This is a genomic window from Streptomyces antimicrobicus (assembly GCF_020532625.1).
GTDB lineage: Bacteria > Actinomycetota > Actinomycetes > Streptomycetales > Streptomycetaceae > Streptomyces > Streptomyces antimicrobicus.
Genome location: NZ_JAJAUY010000116.1, coordinates 1 through 18,888 on the forward strand (window position 1 = coordinate 1; position 18,888 = coordinate 18,888).

At 72.1% G+C, this 18,888-nt stretch carries 17 protein-coding genes; 9 read left to right on the forward strand and 8 right to left on the reverse strand.

Features of this window, described 5'->3' with window-relative positions; genetic code table 11:
- On the forward strand, positions 1-1,772 hold a 1,772-nt coding region (locus LG632_RS23230), incomplete at its 5' end, for an ATP-binding SpoIIE family protein phosphatase (protein WP_226729367.1).
- Between the two features lie 36 nt (positions 1,773-1,808).
- Here the strand turns inward: LG632_RS23230 and LG632_RS23235 are convergent.
- The gene (locus LG632_RS23235) at positions 1,809-4,019 is read right to left on the reverse strand and encodes a transglycosylase domain-containing protein (RefSeq protein WP_226729368.1); all 2,211 of its coding nucleotides are present in this window, start codon (positions 4,017-4,019) and stop codon (positions 1,809-1,811) included.
- Positions 4,020-4,251: 232 nt separating this feature from the next.
- Between LG632_RS23235 and LG632_RS23240 the strand changes: the two genes are divergently transcribed.
- From LG632_RS23240 to LG632_RS23260, 5 genes are all read left to right on the forward strand, one after another.
- Positions 4,252-5,193 carry an SPFH domain-containing protein gene (locus LG632_RS23240; protein ID WP_226729369.1) on the forward strand — a complete coding sequence of 314 codons (942 nt, stop codon included), beginning with the start codon at positions 4,252-4,254 and terminating at the stop codon, positions 5,191-5,193.
- On the forward strand, positions 5,190-5,453 hold the full coding sequence (locus LG632_RS23245; protein ID WP_226729370.1) for a type II toxin-antitoxin system antitoxin: 264 nt from the start codon (positions 5,190-5,192) through the stop codon (positions 5,451-5,453). Before LG632_RS23240 ends, LG632_RS23245 begins: the two co-directional genes overlap by 4 nt.
- 109 nt (positions 5,454-5,562) lie before the next feature.
- Positions 5,563-6,087 (forward strand): PadR family transcriptional regulator, encoded by a 525-nt coding sequence (locus LG632_RS23250; RefSeq protein WP_226729371.1) that lies wholly within the window; start codon positions 5,563-5,565, stop codon positions 6,085-6,087.
- On the forward strand, positions 6,084-6,776 hold the full coding sequence (locus tag LG632_RS23255) for an ABC transporter ATP-binding protein (protein WP_226729372.1): 693 nt from the start codon (positions 6,084-6,086) through the stop codon (positions 6,774-6,776). Before LG632_RS23250 ends, LG632_RS23255 begins: the two co-directional genes overlap by 4 nt.
- Positions 6,773-9,187 (forward strand): FtsX-like permease family protein, encoded by a 2,415-nt coding sequence (locus tag LG632_RS23260; RefSeq protein WP_308108999.1) that lies wholly within the window; start codon positions 6,773-6,775, stop codon positions 9,185-9,187. Before LG632_RS23255 ends, LG632_RS23260 begins: the two co-directional genes overlap by 4 nt.
- A gap of 34 nt (positions 9,188-9,221) precedes the next feature.
- Here LG632_RS23260 and LG632_RS23265 read toward each other — a convergent pair whose 3' ends face one another.
- Positions 9,222-10,169: a hydrogen peroxide-inducible genes activator gene (locus LG632_RS23265; protein ID WP_226729373.1), complete on the reverse strand. Its 948-nt coding sequence runs from the start codon at positions 10,167-10,169 to the stop codon at positions 9,222-9,224.
- A gap of 135 nt (positions 10,170-10,304) precedes the next feature.
- Here LG632_RS23265 and LG632_RS23270 point away from each other — a divergent pair, with 135 nt between their 5' ends.
- The gene (locus tag LG632_RS23270; RefSeq protein ID WP_226729374.1) at positions 10,305-10,859 is read left to right on the forward strand and encodes a peroxiredoxin; all 555 of its coding nucleotides are present in this window, start codon (positions 10,305-10,307) and stop codon (positions 10,857-10,859) included.
- Between the two features lie 2 nt (positions 10,860-10,861).
- The gene (locus LG632_RS23275) at positions 10,862-11,404 is read left to right on the forward strand and encodes an alkyl hydroperoxide reductase (RefSeq protein WP_226729375.1); all 543 of its coding nucleotides are present in this window, start codon (positions 10,862-10,864) and stop codon (positions 11,402-11,404) included.
- 104 nt (positions 11,405-11,508) lie between these two features.
- On the opposite strand, the gene LG632_RS23280 is transcribed toward LG632_RS23275, so the two are convergent.
- The 5 genes from LG632_RS23280 to LG632_RS23300 all read right to left on the reverse strand — a co-directional run bounded on the left by LG632_RS23280 (position 11,509) and on the right by LG632_RS23300 (position 17,149).
- Positions 11,509-12,231, reverse strand: coding sequence for a hypothetical protein (locus tag LG632_RS23280; protein ID WP_226729376.1), 723 nt, complete (start codon positions 12,229-12,231; stop codon positions 11,509-11,511).
- Positions 12,215-13,561 (reverse strand): AI-2E family transporter, encoded by a 1,347-nt coding sequence (locus tag LG632_RS23285; RefSeq protein ID WP_226729377.1) that lies wholly within the window; start codon positions 13,559-13,561, stop codon positions 12,215-12,217. Before LG632_RS23285 ends, LG632_RS23280 begins: the two co-directional genes overlap by 17 nt.
- A gap of 166 nt (positions 13,562-13,727) precedes the next feature.
- The gene (locus tag LG632_RS23290; protein WP_226729378.1) at positions 13,728-14,417 is read right to left on the reverse strand and encodes an aggregation-promoting factor C-terminal-like domain-containing protein; all 690 of its coding nucleotides are present in this window, start codon (positions 14,415-14,417) and stop codon (positions 13,728-13,730) included.
- Positions 14,418-14,763: 346 nt separating this feature from the next.
- Entirely contained in the window at positions 14,764-16,080 is a 1,317-nt protein-coding gene (gene phoH2 / locus LG632_RS23295) for an RNA 5'-3' helicase PhoH2 (RefSeq protein WP_226729379.1), read from the reverse strand.
- 307 nt (positions 16,081-16,387) lie between these two features.
- Positions 16,388-17,149 (reverse strand): isoprenyl transferase, encoded by a 762-nt coding sequence (locus LG632_RS23300; protein WP_226729380.1) that lies wholly within the window; start codon positions 17,147-17,149, stop codon positions 16,388-16,390.
- A 128-nt stretch (positions 17,150-17,277) separates the two neighbouring features.
- Here LG632_RS23300 and mgrA point away from each other — a divergent pair, with 128 nt between their 5' ends.
- A complete protein-coding gene (mgrA, locus tag LG632_RS23305; RefSeq protein WP_226729381.1) occupies positions 17,278-18,318 on the forward strand; it encodes an L-glyceraldehyde 3-phosphate reductase in 1,041 nt (346 codons plus the stop codon).
- 140 nt (positions 18,319-18,458) lie between these two features.
- On the opposite strand, the gene LG632_RS23310 is transcribed toward mgrA, so the two are convergent.
- Positions 18,459-18,888 (reverse strand): prepilin peptidase (locus tag LG632_RS23310; protein WP_226729382.1); only part of this gene is annotated, 430 nt, incomplete at its 5' end.

The following is an 18,888-nucleotide window of genomic DNA, read 5'->3' on the forward strand; positions in this document are numbered from 1 at the left end:
GCCTCGCGCGCCGCGAGGGCGACCGGCTGCGCTTCGTGGGGGCCGCGACCCGGCGGATCGCCCGCGGCATCGACCTCGACGAGATCGTGCTCGGCCTGTGCCGGGCCACGGTGCCGACGTTCTCGGACGCCATCCTGGTGTACCTGCGCGACCCGCTGCCCGTCGGCGACGAACGGCCGGTCGGCCCGGTCGTCTTAAGGCTGCGGCGGACCGACCGGCTCCGGCCGATCGACGACCTGACCGACCACACCGTCGGGGGCGGGCTGGACCTCGCCGGGGCCGCGGGGGTCCCCGGGGAGTTCGACTTCAGCCAGCTGCCGCTGGTGGGCCCGCAGGGCGACCTGCCGGCCGCCGAGCTGTGCGAGATCCTCGCCGGCGGGGCGCTGGACGAGGTGCTGCGCGGGGTCCGGCCGGTCTTCGGCTCCTCCGCCGCCGCCCGGGCCGCGCTGCCGGAGCTGCTCGGCGCCGAGCACCCGGTGCCGCGCGGCCAGCGCGCCATCCTCGCCCCGCTGCGCGGCCGGCGCCGCGTCATCGGCGCGGCCGTCTTCCTGCGGACGCCCGAGCGGCCCGCGTTCGAGCAGAACGACCTGCTGGTGGCCGCCCAGCTGGCCACGCACACCGCTCTGGGCATCGACAAGGCCGTGCTCTACGGCCGCGAGGCGTACATCGCCGACGAGCTGCAGCGGACCATGCTGCCCGACAGCCTGCCCCAGCCCACCGGCGTCCGGCTGGCCTCCCGCTACCTGCCCGCCGCCGAGACCGCCCGGGTCGGCGGGGACTGGTACGACGCCATACCGCTGCCCGGCAGCCGGGTCGCCCTCGTGGTCGGCGACGTCATGGGCCACTCCATGACCTCCGCGGCCATCATGGGCCAGCTGCGGACCACGGCGCAGACCCTGGCCCAGCTCGACCTGCCGCCGGCCGAGGTGCTGCACCATCTCGACGAGCAGGCCCAGCGGCTGGGCTCCGACCGGATGGCCACCTGCCTGTACGCCGTCTACGACCCGGTCTCGCACCGGATCACCATCGCCAACGCCGGTCACCCGCCGCCGGTCCTGCTGCACCTGGGCGGGCGGGCCGAGGTGCTGCGGGTGCCGCCCGGCGCGCCCATCGGGGTCGGCGGCGTCGACTTCGAGGCCGTGGAGCTGGACGCCCCGGCGGGGGCCACCTTGCTGCTGTACACCGACGGGCTGGTGGAGTCCCGGCTGCGGGACGTGTGGACCGGCATCGAGCAGCTGCGCGAGCGGCTGGCGGCCACCGCCCAGCTGACGGGGCTGGACCATCCGCCGCCGCTGGAGGCGCTCTGCGACGACGTCCTGGACATGCTGGGCCCCGGCGACCGGGACGACGACATCGCCCTGCTCGCCGCCCGGTTCGACGGGATCGCGCCCAGCGACGTCGCGTACTGGTTCCTGGACCCCGAGGAGACCGCGCCGGGCCGGGCCCGCCGGTTCGCCCGCCGCGCGCTGTCGCGGTGGGGCCTGGAGGATCTCGGTGACTCGCTGGAGCTGCTGGTCAGCGAGGTGGTCACCAACGCCGTCCGGTACGCCGAACGGCCCGTGACGCTGCGGCTGCTGCGCACGGACGTGCTGCGCTGCGAGGTCGGCGACGACTCCCCGCAGCTGCCCCGCCAGCGCCGGGCCCGGGACACCGACGAGGGCGGCCGCGGGCTGTTCCTGGTCAACCGGATGGCCCGGCGCTGGGGCGCGACCCGGCTGAGCAGCGGCAAGGTCGTCTGGTTCGAACTGCCGCTGCCCGGCCCGCGCGCCTGAGGCGCCGCGGGGCGGGCAGCAGTTCGACGGCAGGCCTCAGGGCCTGGGCGGGCGGGCCGTGTCGGTCGGCGGGACCGGCGGCTTCGGCGTGAGCGTCGGGTCCGGCGGCTTCGGCGTGTTGGTCGGGTCCGGCTTGGTCGAGGTGCTGCCGGTCGGGTTCGGGCTGGTCGTGCCCGGGCTCCGGGTGGCGCTGGTGGTCGGGTCCGGGGTCCTGGTGACCGACGGCGAGACCGTGGTCCGCGGGCTCGGCGGCAGGACCGGCTCGCCCATCTCGGCGTCGTCCAGGTCGAACTGCCCGGTCTTGGCGCCCTTGAGCGCGGCCAGCGTGTACGCCTTCCAGACGTCGGCCGGGAAGCTGGAACCGCCGGCCCGGCCACCGCCCGCGGTACCGGTCAGCGTGACCTGCTTGCCGGTGCCGGGCTCCTCGCCGAACATCGCGACGACGGTGACCAGCTCCGGGGTGTACGCGGTGAACCAGGCGGCCACGTTGGACTCGGTGGTACCGGTCTTGCCGGCCGCTTCGTAGGCGCTGGACCGGACCGTGCTGCCGGAGCCGTCGTTGACGACGCCCGTGAGCACCTTGGTGACGGTGTCGGCGGTGGAGCTGTCGATCACCTGCGCGCCGACGGCCTGGACCGGGGTGTACTCGCGGTAGGCGTGCTCGGCCTTCTTGATGATGGTCGGGGTGACCTTCTTGCCGTGGTTGTCGAAGGTGGCGTAGACGCCGGCCATCTCGACGGTGTTGGCGCTCATCGTGCCCAGCGCCATCGCCGGCTTGTCCTCCGGCCAGCCCTCGCGGTCCTTCATGCCGAGCGCGAGCGCGGTCTTCTTCACGTTCTGCGGCTTCACGTCCACGATCATCTGGGCGTAGACGGAGTTGACCGAGGAGTTGGTGGCCTTCTGGACGGTGATCAGCGGGCTGTCACCTGTCTTGTAGTCCTGCTGGTCCTGGTTCTGCGGGGCGAAGGGGACGTCGCTGCCGACCACGGGGCGGCCGCTGGTGCCGTCGTAGAGCGCGTTCGGGGTGATCGGCTTGCCGTCCTGGGTGCGGGACTTGTTCTGCAGGGCCGAGGCCAGCACGATCGGCTTGAAGGTCGAGCCCGGCTGGAAGTCGGTGCGCAGGGCGTTGCTGGCCCAGTGGTCCTGCTGGCCGGTGCCGCCGTACATCGCGACGATGGCGCCGGTCTTGGGGTCCACCGAGGTGGCGCCGGCCTGGACGTTCTGGTCGACCGGGCGGCGCTTGGTGTCCTTGCGGTCGAGCTTGGACTCCAGCTCGTCCTGGACGGCCTTCTCCAGCGCTGCCTGCTTCTTGGGGTCGATGGTCAGCTCGATGGTCCAGCCGCCGGCCTGGATCTGCTCGGCGGAGACGCCCTGGCGCCGCATCTCGGCGTTCGCGGCCTCGATCAGGTAGCCCTTCTGGCCCTCCATGCCGGGGGCCGCCTTGGGCTTGTTCGGCTGCTGGAACTGCATGCCCGCGCGCTTGGCCTGGTCCAGCACGCCCATCTCGACCATGTTGTTCAGGACGTAGTTGAAGCGGTCGGTGACCAGCGTCTTGGAGGTCTCGCTGGCGACGGCCCAGTCGTACTGGCTGGGGGCCTGGAGGAGCGCGGCGAGGTAGGCGCTCTGCTCGATGGTGAGCTGATCGGCGTTGACGCCGTAGTAGGCCTGGGCGGCGGCCTGGACGCCGTAGGCGTTGCGGCCGAAGTAACTGGTGTTCATGTAGCCCGCGAGGATCTCGGGCTTCTCCATCTCCTGGTCGACCTTGAGCGAGATCACCAGCTCCTTGAGCTTGCGGGTGACCGTCTGGTCCTGGTTCAGGTAGTAGTTCTTGACGTACTGCTGGGTGATGGTCGAACCACCGGACTTCCGGCCTCCCGTGACGGCCTGGAGCGCGGCGCGGCCGAGCCCCTTGACGTCGATGCCGCTGTCCTCGCGGAAGCTCTTGTTCTCGGCCGCGATGAACGCGTTCTGGGTGTGCATCGGGATCTTGTCGATCGGCAGGATCTCGCGGTTGACCTTGCCGGTGCGCGTCATGATCGAGCCGTCGGCGAACTTGTAGATGTTGCTCTGGAGCGTCGCCTCCGCGTTCGGGTCGGGCTTGTCGACGTAGAAGTACAGGCCGACGAGCGCGGCGATGCCGAGCAGGACCATCCCGAAGAACGTGCCGACGATCTTCCGCCAGGTGAAGAACCGGCGTATGCCGGTCTTCTTGGGCCTGCGGCCCCGTCGCGCTTCTGCTCGGCCCATCGCTCCCGCTCCGCTCGGTTTCCCCCCGACGTCAGCTCCGAAAACTAACACCGCAGGTTGTGACAAACGTTGGCCAACCATGGCCAATACCGGTCAATTCGGACGTGAGAATCAGCACCCACACCGATGGAACCGACGCGTATCGCGGCCCAAGGGTTGCTGTCGACGAAAAAAGTGATATCACTTTGCTAGACGTTCCGACCGAACGACCCACACCAAACGGGGGCGCACCATGACGAATGACAGCAGAAGCGGAATCACTGGCTCCAAGGACTCGGCGGCCGCGGCCCCGGCCGTACGGGAGTTCCCCGCGCGCAGCATGGGCGGCGGCCTGGCCCTGCTGCTCGGCCTGGTCGGCGTACTGGCCGGGATCGCCTCGATCGGGTTCGGCGCCACGGCCGCCACGACCGCGCTCAAGGCCACGCTGATCCCGCTCGGCGTCGTCGTGGTGCTCGCCTCGGTCTTCACCATGACCGGGCTGAACATGGTGGCGCCCGGCCAGGCCCGGGTGGTCCAGCTCTTCGGCCGCTACCGCGGCACCATCCGCACCGACGGCCTGCGCTGGGTCAACCCGCTGACCTCGCGGGAGCCGGTCTCCACCCGGGTCCGCAACCACGAGACCGCCGTCCTGAAGGTCAACGACGCCTACGGCAACCCGATCGAGCTGGCGGCGGTCGTGGTGTGGCGGGTCGAGGACACCGCCCGGGCCGTCTTCGAGGTCGAGGACTTCGCGGAGTTCGTCGAGACCCAGGCCGAGGCCGCCGTCCGGCACATCGCGATCGAGTACCCCTACGACTCCCACGACGAGGGCGGCCTGTCGCTGCGCGAGAACGCCGAGGAGATCACCGAGAAGCTGGCGTCCGAGCTCCAGGACCGGGTCGAGGCGGCCGGAGTGCGGATCATCGAGTCCCGCTTCACGCACCTCGCGTACGCTCCGGAGATCGCCTCGGCGATGCTCCAGCGCCAGCAGGCGGGTGCGGTCGTCGCCGCCCGCCGGCAGATCGTCGAGGGCGCGGTGGGCATGGTCGAGCTCGCCCTGACCCGTCTGGCCGAAGAGGACATCGTGGACCTGGACCCGGAGCGCAAGGCCTCCATGGTCTCCAACCTGATGGTGGTCCTGTGCGGCGACCGCGCCGCCCAGCCGGTCGTCAACACGGGCACCCTCTACCAGTGAGCCCGGCCGAGCAGGAGCCCGCGCCCCCCGCCCGCGGGGGGCGCCAGGCCGCCCGCAAGCAGGTGCTGCTGCGGCTGGACCCCCAGGTGTACGAGGCGCTCGCCCGCTGGGCCGGGGACGAACTGCGCAGCGCGAACGCCCAGATCGAGTTCCTGCTCCGCCGCGCCCTGACCGAGGCCGGCCGCCTGCCCGGCGGCGCCGGCCCCCTCCCCCGGCGCGGCCGGCCGCCCCGCCGGCCGGCCGACCCCGACCCCGGATAGCCCCGCCGGCCGAGCGCCGTCACGCCGCGCGGCGTGATGGCGCTCGGCCGGCGGCAGTATGCACGCCGGGTATACACCGCGCGTATACACACGGTGTAGAGTCCGGGGCATGTCGATCGGTCACACTCTGCTCGGCCTCCTGGAGGCCGGCCCCCGGCACGGATACGACCTCAAGCGCGCCTTCGACGAGAAGTTCGGCCACGACCGGCCGCTCGCGTACGGCCAGGTCTACTCGACCATGTCCCGGCTGCTGAAGAACGGCCTGGTCGAGGTCGACGGCATCGAGCCCGGCGGCGGCCCCGAGCGCAAGCGCTACGCCATCACCGACGCCGGGGTCACCGACGTCGAGACCTGGCTGAGCCAGCCGGAGAAGCCCGAGCCGTACCTGCAGTCCACCCTCTACACCAAGGTCGTCCTCGCGCTGCTCACCGGCCGCAGCGCCCAGGACCTGCTCGACGGCCAGCGGGCCGAACACCTGCGCCTGATGCGCATCCTGACGACCCGCAAGCGCAAGGGCGACCTGGCCGACCAGCTCGTCTGCGACCACGCCCTGTTCCACCTGGAGGCGGACCTGCGGTGGCTGGAGCTCGCCGCCGCCCGCCTCGACCAGCTCGCCAAGGAAGTGCGCCGATGACCCACGCCCCCGCCGGCTCGCTGCTCGCCGCCACCGGCCTGCACAAGGCGTACGGCCCCACCAAGGCCCTGGACGGCGCCGACTTCTCCGTCCACCCCGGCGAGGTGGTCGCCGTGATGGGCCCCTCCGGCTCCGGCAAGTCCACCCTGCTGCACTGCCTGGCCGGGATCGTGCCGCCGGACTCCGGCTCCGTCACGTACGCCGGCCGGGAGCTGACGGCGATGAGCGACGCCGAGCGCAGCGCCCTGCGGCGCACCGAGTTCGGCTTCGTGTTCCAGTTCGGCCAGCTGGTGCCGGAACTCACCTGCGTGGAGAACGTGGCGCTGCCGCTGCGGCTGGCGGGTGTCCGGCGCAAGGAGGCCGAGCACACCGCCCTGGCCTGGATGGAGAAGCTCCAGGTGGAGGACCTCGCGGGGCAGCGGCCCGGCGAGGTGTCCGGCGGCCAGGGCCAGCGGGTGGCCGTGGCCCGCTCGCTGGTCACCGGGCCGCGGGTGCTGTTCGCCGACGAGCCGACCGGGGCGCTGGACTCCCTCAACGGCGAGCTGGTGATGCAGCTGCTCACCGAGGCCGCCCGGTCCACCAACGCCGCCGTCGTCCTCGTCACCCACGAGACCCGGGTCGCCGCGTGGTCCGACCGCGAGATCGTCGTCCGCGACGGCCGCTCCCGCGACATGGAGCGCGCCATATGAGCACCGGCACCACCCCCGCCACCGCCCCCGCCGCCCGCACCGGTCCGGGCGGTGACAGCGGCGCCGGCACCGGCGCCCTCCGCGTCTGGTTCCGGGACCTGGCCATGGGCGCCCGGTTCGCCTTCACCGGCGGCCGCCAGGGCTGGACCCGTACGCTGCTCACCGGCGTCGGCGTGGGCCTGGGCGTGGCCCTGCTGCTGATCAGCACCGCGCTGCCGAGCGCGCTGGCCGCCCGGACCGACCGCGGCGACGCCCGCAGCTGGCTCGGCTCCCCCACCGCCGAGCACCCCGGCCAGGACACCCTGCTGATCGCCCGGGCCGCCCAGAGCTACCGCGGCAAGGACATCGAGGGCGTGCTGGTGGAGGCCGAGGGGCCCGACGCCCCGGTCCCGCCGGGGCTGACCCAGGTGCCCGGCCCCGGGGAACTGGCCGTCTCCCCGGCCCTGAAGCGGCTGCTGGACTCCCCCGACGGCGCGCTGCTGCGCGAGCGCCTGGACGGGCGGATCACCCAGACCGTCGGCGACGCGGGCCTGACCGGCCCCGCCGAACTGCTCTTCTACTCCGGCCGGTCGGGCCTGCGCCCGGCCGTCGAGGGCTTCTCCCGGGTCGAGCGGATCACCGCGTTCGCCTACGAGCGGCAGACCGAGAAGCTGGGCCCCGTCCTGGTCCTCCTGGTCGTCCTGACCTTCGTCGCGCTGCTGCTGCCCGTCGCGGTGTTCATCGCGGCCGCCGTCCGCTTCGGCGGCGAGCGCCGCGACCGGCGGCTGGCCGCCCTGCGCCTGGTCGGCGCGGACAGCAGGATGGTGCGCCGGATCGCCGCCGGTGAGGCCCTGGCCGGCTCGCTGGCCGGGCTGGTGCTGGGCGCCGGCTTCTTCGTCCTCGCCCGCTCCGTGGTGGGCGGCTTCGACATCCAGCAGCGCAGCGTCTTCCCCGCCGACCTCGACCCGGCGCCGTGGCTGGCCGCGCTGGTGGCGGTCGCGGTGCCCGCGGCGGCCGTGGGGGTCACCCTGTTCGCGCTGCGCGGGGTGGTCATCGAACCGCTGGGCGTCGTGCGGACGGCGAAGCCGGCCCGGCGCCGGCTGTGGTGGCGGCTGCTGGTGCCGCTGGCCGGACTGGGCCTGCTGGTGCCGCTGACGGGCCGCGGGGACGACGGCGGGGAGTTCAACCGCTGGCAGGTCACCGCCGGTGTGGCGCTGCTGCTGGTGGGCATCACCGCGCTGCTGCCCTGGCTGCTGGAGCGGCTCGTCGGCCGGATGGGCGGCGGGCCGGTCTCCTGGCAGCTGGCCGTGCGCCGGCTCCAGGTCAACACCGCCGGGGCGGCCCGGCTGGTCAACGGCATCGCCGTCGCCGTCGCGGGCGCCATCGCCCTGCAGATGCTCTTCTCGGGCGTCGAGGACGACTACACCAAGGACACCGGCCAGGACCCGGGCCGCGCCGCCGTCTCGATCCTGATCGGCGACGACGCCCAGGACGACCTGGACCAGCTGGCCCGCCAGGTCGCCGGCTACGAGGGCATCACCGGGGCGGTGCCGCTGCGCTCGGTGCAGGCGGCGCACACCGCTCCCGCCGAGGACGGCCTGATCGACGTCACCATCGGCAGCTGCGCGGCCCTGCGCGAGGTCGCGCTCCTGGACTCCTGCAAGGACGGCGACGCCTTCCTCGCCACCGGCTCGGACGACCGCGCCCGGACGTACGGGGGCACGGCCGCGCCCGGCGACAAGCTGTTCGCGGGCAACGTACGCGGCTACGAGAAGGCGGTCGCGCCGGTGCCGTTCACGGTCCCCGCCGAGCTGCCCCGCGTGGCCAGTCGCCCCGACCCCGTCGGGGCCCTGCGCGCCGGACTGCTGCTGACGCCCTCGGTGGCGCCCGCCGACACCGGCGGCTACGGCTCCCGGCAGATCTTCGTGATGGCCGAGGACACCGACGGCGACGGGCTGGAGCGGGCCCGTACGGCCGCGTACAAGGCCTCTCCGCTGTCGACGGCCATGACGCTGGCGCAGACCAAGCGGGACGCCGGCTACTCGACGGTCCGGATCGGGCTGTTCTTCGGGGCCACCGCCGTGCTGGTCCTGATCGGCACCAGCCTGCTGGTCTCCCAGGTGGAGCAGCTGCGCGAGCGCCGCGCGCTGCTGTCGTCGCTGGTCGCCTTCGGCACCCCGCGGTCGACGCTGAGCCTGTCGGTGCTGTGGCAGACGGCCCTGCCGGTCGGGGTGGGCATGGCGCTGGCCGCGGTGTTCGGGGTCGGGCTGGGGGTCGTCCTGATGCGGATGGCCGCGGCCCCGGTGCGCATCGACTGGGGGCCGGTCGCGGCGCTGACCGGGGTGGGCGCCGGCGTGGTCGCCCTGGTCACCGCGCTGAGCCTGCCGCCGCTGCTGCGGATGGCGCGCCCGGACGGCCTGCGCACGGAGTGACCTGGCGCGCCGCTCGCCGGTGCGGCCCGTGGCGCTACTGCGCGGGCCACACCGGCAGCGGCCGCACGGCCTCGCGCAGGGCGGCGGCCAGGGTGGTGAACTCCGCCTGGCGGGCGGTGCCGGTGCGCATCGCGAACGCGATCCGCCGGGTGGGCGCGGGCTCGGCGAAGTAGCCGGTCGACAGGTACTCGTTGCGCGCGGTCTCCAGGCGCAGCGCCGTACGCGGCAACAGCGTGACGCCCAGTCCCCCGGCGACCAGTTGTACGAGCGTGGACAGGCCCGCGGCGGTGGTGGTCACGTCGGGTCCCTCGCTGCGGCCGGCCTCCCGGCAGATGTCCAGCGCCTGGTCGCGCAGGCAGTGCCCCTCGTCGAGCAGCAGCAGGTGCAGTCCGCGCAGTTCCTCGCGCGGGATGTCCCGGCGCCCGGCCAGCGGATGGTCGCGGGGCGCGAGCAGCACGAAGTCCTCGTCGAACAGCGGAAGTTCGGTGACGCCGGGGACGCCGAGGGGGACGGCGAGCAGCAGCAGGTCCAGCCGGCCGGCGGCCAGGCCGTCCAGCAGCGAGGCGGTCTGCTCCTCGTGCACCTGGAGGTCGAGCCGGGGGTAGCGGCGGTGGAACAGCCCGAGGACCGTGGGCAGCAGGTACGGCGCGACGGTCGGGATGACGCCCAGGCGCAGCGCCCCGGTGAACGGCGCCCGCACCGCCTCGGCCTCCTCCAGCAGTCCCGACACCGCGTCCAGGACGGCCGTGGCGCGGGCGGCGATCCGTTCGCCCGCCGGGGACAGCAGCACCTTGCGGGTGGTGCGCTCCAGCAGCTGCACGCCGAGCGCCTCCTCCAGCGCGGAGACCGCGCCGGACAGGGCGGGCTGGCTCATCCCGATCGCGGCGGCGGCGTCCCGGAAGTGCAGGTGCTCGGCGACCGCCGCGAAGGCGCGCAGCTGCGCCAGCGTCGGCTGCTTCGCTCCTCTGTTACCGACAGCCACTGATAGGTACCTCCGATCACCCGGCACAAGAATAGCTATTTCCGCAATCAATGCAGCTGTGCCAGCATGTGAGATCCGTCCAACCCCCTCGGAAAGCCCCCAAAAGGGTACCTTTCCAGTCAGCAAGGAGAGCACGTGCTCACTGTCGGTGACAAGTTCCCCGCCTACGACCTGACCGCCTGCGTCTCGCTCGAGGCCGGCAAGGAGTTCGCCCAGATCGACCACAAGTCCTACGAGGGCAAGTGGCGCGTGGTGTTCTTCTGGCCGAAGGACTTCACCTTCGTCTGCCCCACCGAGATCGCCGCCTTCGGCAAGCTGAACGACGAGTTCGCCGACCGCGACGCCCAGATCCTCGGCGTGTCCGGCGACTCCGAGTTCGTCCACCACGCCTGGCGCAAGGACCACGCCGACCTGCGTGACCTGCCCTTCCCGATGCTGGCCGACTCCAAGCACGAGCTGATGCAGGCCTGCGGCGTGCAGGGCGAGGACGGCTTCGCGCAGCGCGCCGTGTTCATCGTGGACCCGAACAACGAGATCCAGTTCACCATGGTGACCGCCGGCTCCGTCGGCCGTAACCCCAAGGAGGTCCTGCGGGTCCTGGACGCCCTGCAGACCGACGAGCTGTGCCCGTGCAACTGGAACAAGGGCGAGGACACCCTCGACGCCGGCAAGCTCCTGGCCGGTGAGTGAGCATGGCCCTCGCTGAGCTGAAGGCCGCCATACCGGACTTCGCCAAGGACCTGAAGCTGAACCTCGGCTCGGTCGTCGGCAACCAGGACACCCTCTCGCAGCAGCAGCTGTGGGGCACCGTCCTGTCCTGCGCGATCGCCGCCCGCTCCCCGCGCGTCCTGCGCGAGCTGGAGCCGGAGGCCAAGGCGAACCTCTCGCCCGAGGCGTACACCGCGGCCAAGTCCGCGGCCGCGATCATGGCGATGAACAACGTCTTCTACCGCACGCGCCACCTCCTGTCCGACCCGGAGTACGGCACCCTGCGCGCGGGGCTGCGGATGAACGTCATCGGCAACCCGGGCGTGGAGAAGGTCGACTTCGAGCTGTGGTCGCTCGCGGTCTCCGCGATCAACGGCTGCGGCCAGTGCCTGGACTCGCACGAGCAGGTCCTGCGCAAGGCCGGCGTCGAGCGCGAGACGATCCAGGAGGCCTTCAAGGTCGCCTCGGTGATCCAGGCGGTCGCCGTGACCCTGGACGCGGAGGCGGCGCTGGAAGCCGCCGAGTAACCGGCAGCGGCAGCCGGCGGCGGTTCACCGGCGCCCGGTGCCGCCGGCCGGCACGCACGCCACGCGAAGGGGCTCCTGGCATCCGCCGGGGGCCCCTTCCGCGGTCACGTGCGCAGCGCCCGCATCAGGATCCGCACGTCCTCCGCCATCGCCGCCTGGGCCGCCGTGAAGTCGACCTTCGGGTCCGGGTCCCGGATGTCCTCCGGGCCCGCCTCGCGGTAGTCGGGCTGTGCGGAGAAGGTCAGGGTGAAGACCGCCCGGCCGTCCAGAACCCGCAGCAAGCGGGCGTCGTAGGGGCCGTCGTAACTCAGCAGCGCACGCTCCCCCAGCCCCGGCACCGCCTCCACCGTCATGGCGTCCTGCGCGACCCACGGGTCGTACCGCGGGTCGTGCGGCCGGGCCACCTCGAACTCCGGGCCCGGGTCGGTCACGTGGTGCACGGCGACCGTGGCCACGGCGAGGTAGCGGATGCCGTCGCGCTCGCCGCTGAGCTGGCAGCCCGACCAGTCCACCGCCCGGTGCGGCTGGTTGGCGTCCAGCTTGTGCTTCGTCAACTCGATCCCGGTCAAGCGGCTGAGCGTCGGCGCCGTGAACTCGTCGCACAGGTACTCCGGCCAGCGGTAGCCCGGCCGCTCCGCCGGCCCCGGCACGCCCGCCGCCCACAGCCCGGCCGCCCACACGGCGGACGCGGTCAGCGCGCCGCCCAGCGACCACAGCCAGGGGCGCCGGCTGCGGGAGGCGGGGGGTAAGGCGGGGTCCGCCGATGCCGCCTCCGACGGCCGGTCCCCGGGGTCGAACGACCCGTCGAACTCAGGCTCCGTGATCACCGGTACGCCCCTCCCCGTACTCGACCGGCGCCTGCGGCAGGGCCGTCGCCCCGTGCGGACCGGGCCCGATGCGCAGCTCGTCCTCCCGCGAGTACGCCCGCAGGTAGCCGACGACGGTGTTGGTGACCGCGACCAGCGGAACGGCGACCACCGCGCCGCCGATCCCGGCGACCAGCCCGCCGGCGGCCACGGAGAGCACCACGGCCAGCGGGTGCACTCGCACCGCCCGGCCGAGGATGAACGGCTGGAGGACGTGCCCTTCGAGCTGCTGCACGGCCAGGACCACGAGCAGCACCATCAGCGCCGCGAACACGCCCTGCGTCACCAGGGCCACGACCACCGCCAGCGCACCGGAGACCACCGCGCCGACGAGCGGGATGAAGGCGAACAGGAAGATGAAGACGGCGAGCGGCACGGCGAGCGGGACGTCGAGGAAGTAGATGCCGAGGCCGATGAAGATGGCGTCGATCAGCGCCACGATCACGGTGCCGCGCACGTACGCCGTCAGCGTGCGCCAGGCCCGCGGGCCGGCACCGGACAGACCCGGCCGGGCTGCCGCGGGCACCCAGCCCAGCACCCAGCTCCAGATCCGCTTGCCGTCGTAGAGCAGGAAGAGGGTGCAGAACATCGCGAGCAGTATCCCGGTCAGCACCTCCACCATGACGGTGACGCCCTGGAGGCCGGCCGAGGTGATCTGCTCGGTGTTGGTGCCGATGGTGTCGGTCAGGGTCTTGGCGATGTCGTTGATCTGCTGCTGGGTCACGTGGAACGGACTGTCCAGCGCCCACTGCTTGAGCTCGTTGATGCCGTCCTTGACCCGGTTGGACAGGTCGTCGACGTTCTCCATGACCTGCCAGACCACGAACCAGAAGACCAGTCCGATGATCACGAAGCCGAGGATGGCGGTGACGGCGGTGGCCAGCCCCCGCGGCAGGCCGAGCTTGCGCAGCCGGACGACGAAGGGCTGGAGCAGGGCGGTCACCAGCAGGGCCGCGGCGAAGGCGAGGACGACGAGTTGGACCTCGCTGATCACCTTCATCAGGACCCAGAGCATCCCGGCGAGCAGCAGCAGCCGCCAGCTCACCTCGGCCGCGACCCGCATGCCCCAGGGCACGACGGTCACCGGGTCCGGCCGCACCCGCTGGTACGGCGCCGGCTCGGGCACGGGACGGGGCGCGTGGGCGGCCGGAGCGGCCGCGGCGCGCGCTTCGTGCGGCGTCGCGAGGTCTTCCGCCTCGGCCTCGACCTCGGCCCGGCGCGCGGCGAGCCGGGCCTCCATGCGGCTCAGTCTCTTGCCGGCCCGGGCGAGCCAGCCTGCCACCTTGTCCATCGACGTCCCTCTCTCCCCCGGACCCGGTCCGGGGGGACCCCCACCGCCTGTCCTGCGCGCGTGACGCGCCCCGTCGACCGTACACGCGAGGAGCCCCGCACCGAAGGACGGTACGGGGCTCCCGGGGTTCGGGCGGCGGCGGGAAGGGGTACCCGGCGAGGGTTCCTCAGTACCAGCCGTTGGCCTGGTGGAAGGTCCAGGCCGCGCACGGGCTGCCGTAGCGCTCGTTCATGTAGTTCAGACCCCACTGGATCTGGGTGGCGGGGTTGGTGCGCCAGTCGGCTCCGGCCGAGGCCATCTTCGAGCCCGGGAGCGCCTGGACCAGACCGTACGCGCCCGAGGACGGGTTGACGGCCTTGTAGTTCCAGGTGGACTCCTGGTTCACGATGTTCGAGAAGCACTGGAACTGGCCGCCCGGGACGATCTGCCGGGCGATGTCCTTGACCTGGGCCACCGTGTAGGAGCTCTGCGGCGCGAAGTCGGAGGCGTCGCGGGTCGCGGAGCGGCTCGCGACCTGCTCCTTCTCCTCGCGCTCCTTCTTCGCCTTGGCCTCGGCGTCGGCCTTCTTCGCCTTGGCGTCCTTGGCGGCCTGGAGCCGGGCGGACTCCTCGGCCGAGCGCTTGGCCTCGGCGTCGGCGGCGTAGGCCATGGCGTCGGCCTGCTGCGTCAGGGACGCGTTCTGGACCGAGGCGTGCTCGCCGACCGGGATGTCCGCGAGGAGCGTCGCGCCGGACGCGGTCGTCTCCAGGTCGTTCGAGTTCTGGCCGTCGCCAGTGGCGACGCCCACGACAGCGCCGACGGTGGTGACCGCGGTGGCAGACGCCACGGCGATTCCCCGGACCGAGATCCGGCTCACACGATGTCCTTCCAGCAGCGTCCGCCTCGGTGACCGCAGCGTCCGCGAATCTGCCCCTGGCGCGGGCCTCCTGGTGCAGCGGTCACTGGAGGCGACTGGCCCATTGCTGGGCGGCATACGGCTGTTGGCTATGGAGTTGTGGATACAGCTGTGCCGTATGCGGGGCCTGACGGAAAACAGACTCTGCCGGAGCCGGACGCCGCAAGGCAATTCCCCGTTGCGTGGGAAACGTCACACCAGGCATGTCGCCATGGGTTCTTGGAAACCCCTGTGCAGCGAGGCGCCGCCCGGCTAGGCTCTTCTGCCTTTGCCGGACGGCGCCAACTTCCGTCCCTTACGGGGTGTTTCAGAGGGTTTCGAGCATCTCCGTGACCAGGGCCGCGATGGGAGAACGCTCGGAGCGCGTCAAGGTCACGTGGGCGAAGAGCGGATGGCCCTTCAACTTCTCGACCACGGCGACCACTCCGTCGTAGCGCCCCACGCGCAGATTGTCCCGTTGTGCCACGTCATGGGTGAGAACGACCCGGCTGTTCGCGCCGATTCGGGACAGAACGGTCAGCAGGACGTTCCGTTCCAGCGACTGGGCCTCGTCCACGATGACGAACGCGTCGTGCAGCGAGCGGCCCCGGATGTGCGTGAGCGGGAGCACCTCCAGCATGCCGCGGCTGAGCACCTCCTCGATGACCTCGCGGCCCGCCACCGACGAGAGGGTGTCGAAGACGGCCTGCGCCCACGGGCTCATCTTCTCGGACTGGTCGCCCGGCAGATAGCCGAGCTCCTGCCCGCCCACCGCGTACAGCGGCCGGAAGACCATCACCTTCTGGTGCTGGCGGCGCTCCAGCACCGCCTCCAGCCCCGCGCACAGGGCCAGCGCCGACTTGCCCGTACCGGCCCGGCCGCCCATGGAGACGATCCCGACCTCGGGGTCGAGCAGCAGGTCGAGCGCGATGCGCTGCTCGGCGCTGCGGCCGTGAAGCCCGAAGGCCTCGCGGTCGCCGCGGACCAGGCGGACGTTGCCGTCGGCGGTGACCCGGCCCAGTGCCTTGCCCCGCTCGGACTGCAGGACCAGGCCCGTGTGCACGGGCAGTTCCGCGGCCTCGGGCACGTACAGCCGCTCCTCGGAGTAGAGGAGGTCCACCTGCTCCCCGGAGAGGGGGAGCTCGGTCATACCCGTCCAGCCGTCGCCGGTGATGGCGAGCTCGGCGCGGTACTCCTCGGCGAGCAGGCCCACGGAGGAGGCCTTGATGCGCAGCGGGAGATCCTTCGAGACGACCGTGACGTCGTAGCCCTCGGCCTGGAGGTTGCGGGCGACCGCGAGGATGCGCGAGTCGTTGTCCCCCAGCCTGAAGCCGGCGGGCAGGACACCCGGGTCGGAGTGGTTGAGCTCGACACGCAGGGACCCGCCGAGGTCGCCCATCGGGATCGGGGCGTCGAGGCGCCCGTACCGCACCCGTACGTCGTCCAGCAGGCGCAGCGCCTGGCGGGCGAAGTAGCCGAGTTCGGGATGGTGCCTCTTGGCCTCCAACTCGGTGATCACCACGATCGGGAGCACGACCTCGTGCTCCTCGAAGCGGGTGACGGCGTTGGGGTCTGCCAGCAGGACGCTGGTGTCGAGGACGTAGGTCCGCCTGTCGTTCAGGCGGCGCTTAGTGCTGGTCACCACGGAAGGACGTACCCCCTCGGAAGAGGTCGGGCCATGAAGACCGGACCGGTCATCGGCACCCATGCCAGGGCCGATTTCCGGCCCTCCACTCCGTCCGTGCGATCGGCACGTGCGTCCTGGTGCAAAGGGCCTCCCGGGCGGACGACCCCATGCCGTCCGCTGAGACTCGACACCCGTGGATCGGGCGTCGACCTGCTAGGGATATTCCCTCGAACACCCCTGGCCATGCCATGGCATATGACGGACGCTGGGTGAATCCCTGGTGAAAGCCTCGCGGGCGGGGCGTGTCGGTCCGGCCGAAGGGCCGTCAGACCCCGTAGCGCCGGTGCCGGGCGGCGTAGTCGCGCAGCGCCCGCAGGAAGTCGACCTTGCGGAAGGCGGGCCAGAAGACTTCGCAGAAGTAGTACTCGGAGTGGGCGCTCTGCCAGAGCATGAATCCGGACAGCCGCTGCTCGCCGCTGGTACGGATCACCAGGTCCGGGTCGGGCTGGCCGCGGGTGTAGAGGTGCTCCGAGATGTGGTCGATGTCCAGGATCTCGGCGAGCTCCTCGATCGAGGTGCCCTTCTCGTGGTGCTCCAGCAGCAGCGAGCGCACCGCGTCGGCGATCTCCTGGCGGCCGCCGTAGCCGACGGCGACGTTGACCAGTATCCCCTTGACGTCGAGGGTGGCCTGCTCGGCCTCCTTGAGCACCGACTGGGTCTGCGCGGGCAGGATGTCGAGGTTGCCCACGTGGTGGACCCGCCAGCGGCCGTCCGCGGCCAGGCCCCGGACGGTGTTCTCGATGATGTTGAGCAGCGGGCGCAGCTCTTCCTCGGGACGGTCCAGGTTGTCGGTGGAGAGCATCCACAGGGTGACGACCTCGACGTCCGTCTCGTCGCACCAGCCCAGCAGCTCGTAGATCTTGTCGGCCCCGGCCTGATGGCCCTGCACGGTCGTGCCGCCGGACGCCTTCGCCCAGCGCCGGTTGCCGTCCAGGATGACGCCGATGTGCTTGGGCACCGCGTCGTGGTCGAGGCGGCCCTCCACCCGGCGTGCATAGAGCTTGTACACCAGGTCGCGCAGCTTCACGATCTTCCAGCCCCTCCGTGCAATGCCCCCGTGTGCGATTGCGGTCTCCCCCGACTGCGCCACATTACTGCGGACGGGGAGGCCTGGCCCAACTCGGTCTGTCACAAGTCCGTGATAGGGAGGACAACGTGACAAATACCAACCTCTACCGGGCAGACGCCTCTCGCTACGACTCCATGCCCTACCGGCGCACGGGTCGCAGCGGCCTCAAGCTGCCCGCCATCTCCCTGGGCCTGTGGCACAACTTCGGCGACGACACGTCCCTGGAGTCCCAGCGTGCCATTCTGCGCCGCGCCTTCGACCTCGGCGTGACCCACTTCGACCTGGCCAACAACTACGGGCCGCCGCCCGGCTCGGCCGAGCTGAACTTCGGCAAGATCTTCGCGCAGGACTTCGCGCCCTACCGCGAGGAGCTGGTGGTCTCCACCAAGGCCGGCTACCTGATGCACCCCGGGCCGTACGGCGAATGGGGCAGCCGCAAGTACCTGCTCGGCTCGCTCGACGCCTCGCTGAAGCGGATGGGCCTCGAATACGTCGACATCTTCTACTCGCACCGCTTCGACCCGGAGACCCCGCTGGAGGAGACGATGGGCGCGCTCGCGTCCGCCGTCCAGCAGGGCAAGGCGCTCTACGTCGGCGTCTCCTCCTACACGGCGGAGCAGACCCGCGAGGCCGTCGCCCTGCTGCGCGAGATGGGCGTGCGCCCGCTGATCCACCAGCCGTCGTACTCCATGATCAACCGCTGGACGGAGGACGACGGCCTGCTCGACGCGCTGGAGGAGGCCGGCATGGGCTGCATCGCCTTCGCGCCGCTCGCGCAGGGCCTGCTCACCGGCAAGTACCTCCAGGGCTCGGTGCCGCAGGGCTCCCGCGCCTCCCAGGGCAAGTCGCTCGACCCCGGCCTGCTCTCCGAGGACGTGCTGCGCCGGCTGACCGGCCTGAACGAGATCGCCGCGCGGCGCGGCCAGTCCCTGGCCCAGCTGGCGCTGACGTGGGTGCTGCGGGACGAGCGGATGACCTCGGCGCTGATCGGCGCCTCCAGCGTGAAGCAGCTGGAGGAGAACGTCGCCGCGCTGTCCGCCGCGCCGCTGACGGAGGCGGAACTGAAGGAGATCGACTCCTTCGCCGTCTCGACGCCGGGCACCAACATCTGGGCCCAGCGCGGCTGAGGCCCGCGGTCCCCGGCTGACCTGCGGGTTTGCCGGAGACAGAAAACGGGCCGGTCCGTGGGGGGGATACGGACCGGCCCGAGGGGGGGGTTCCACCATAACCCTTCGTAAAGCGTGCTGCGTGCATCGGCGCGCCACGATTACGCTCCGAGTCCGCCCAGGAGCACTCCGGTGAACGCCCCGGCCGCCATGAAGGGACCGAAGGCGAAGGCCGCCGAGAGGTCCGCCCGGCCGCGCAGCACAAGGCCGAGGCCGTATCCGGCGCCGTAGAGGAAGCCGAGGAAGGCCCCGGCGGCCCATACCCCCCACCCGTACCACCCAAGAGCGACGCCCAGCGCGAGCGCCAGCTTGACGTCGCCGAAACCCATGCCGGCCGGGTGGATCAGGAAGAGGACGAGGTACCCCCCGCCCAGGGCGGCGCCGCCCAGCAGCGCGGCGCGCCAGGTGCCGGCGGCGCCGGGCAGGGCCGCGGCGACCCCGAGCAGGGCGGCCGTGACCGCCGCGAGCGGGAGGGTCACGGCGTCGGGCAGGCGGTGCACGGCGAGGTCGACCAGGGCGAGGAGGACCAGG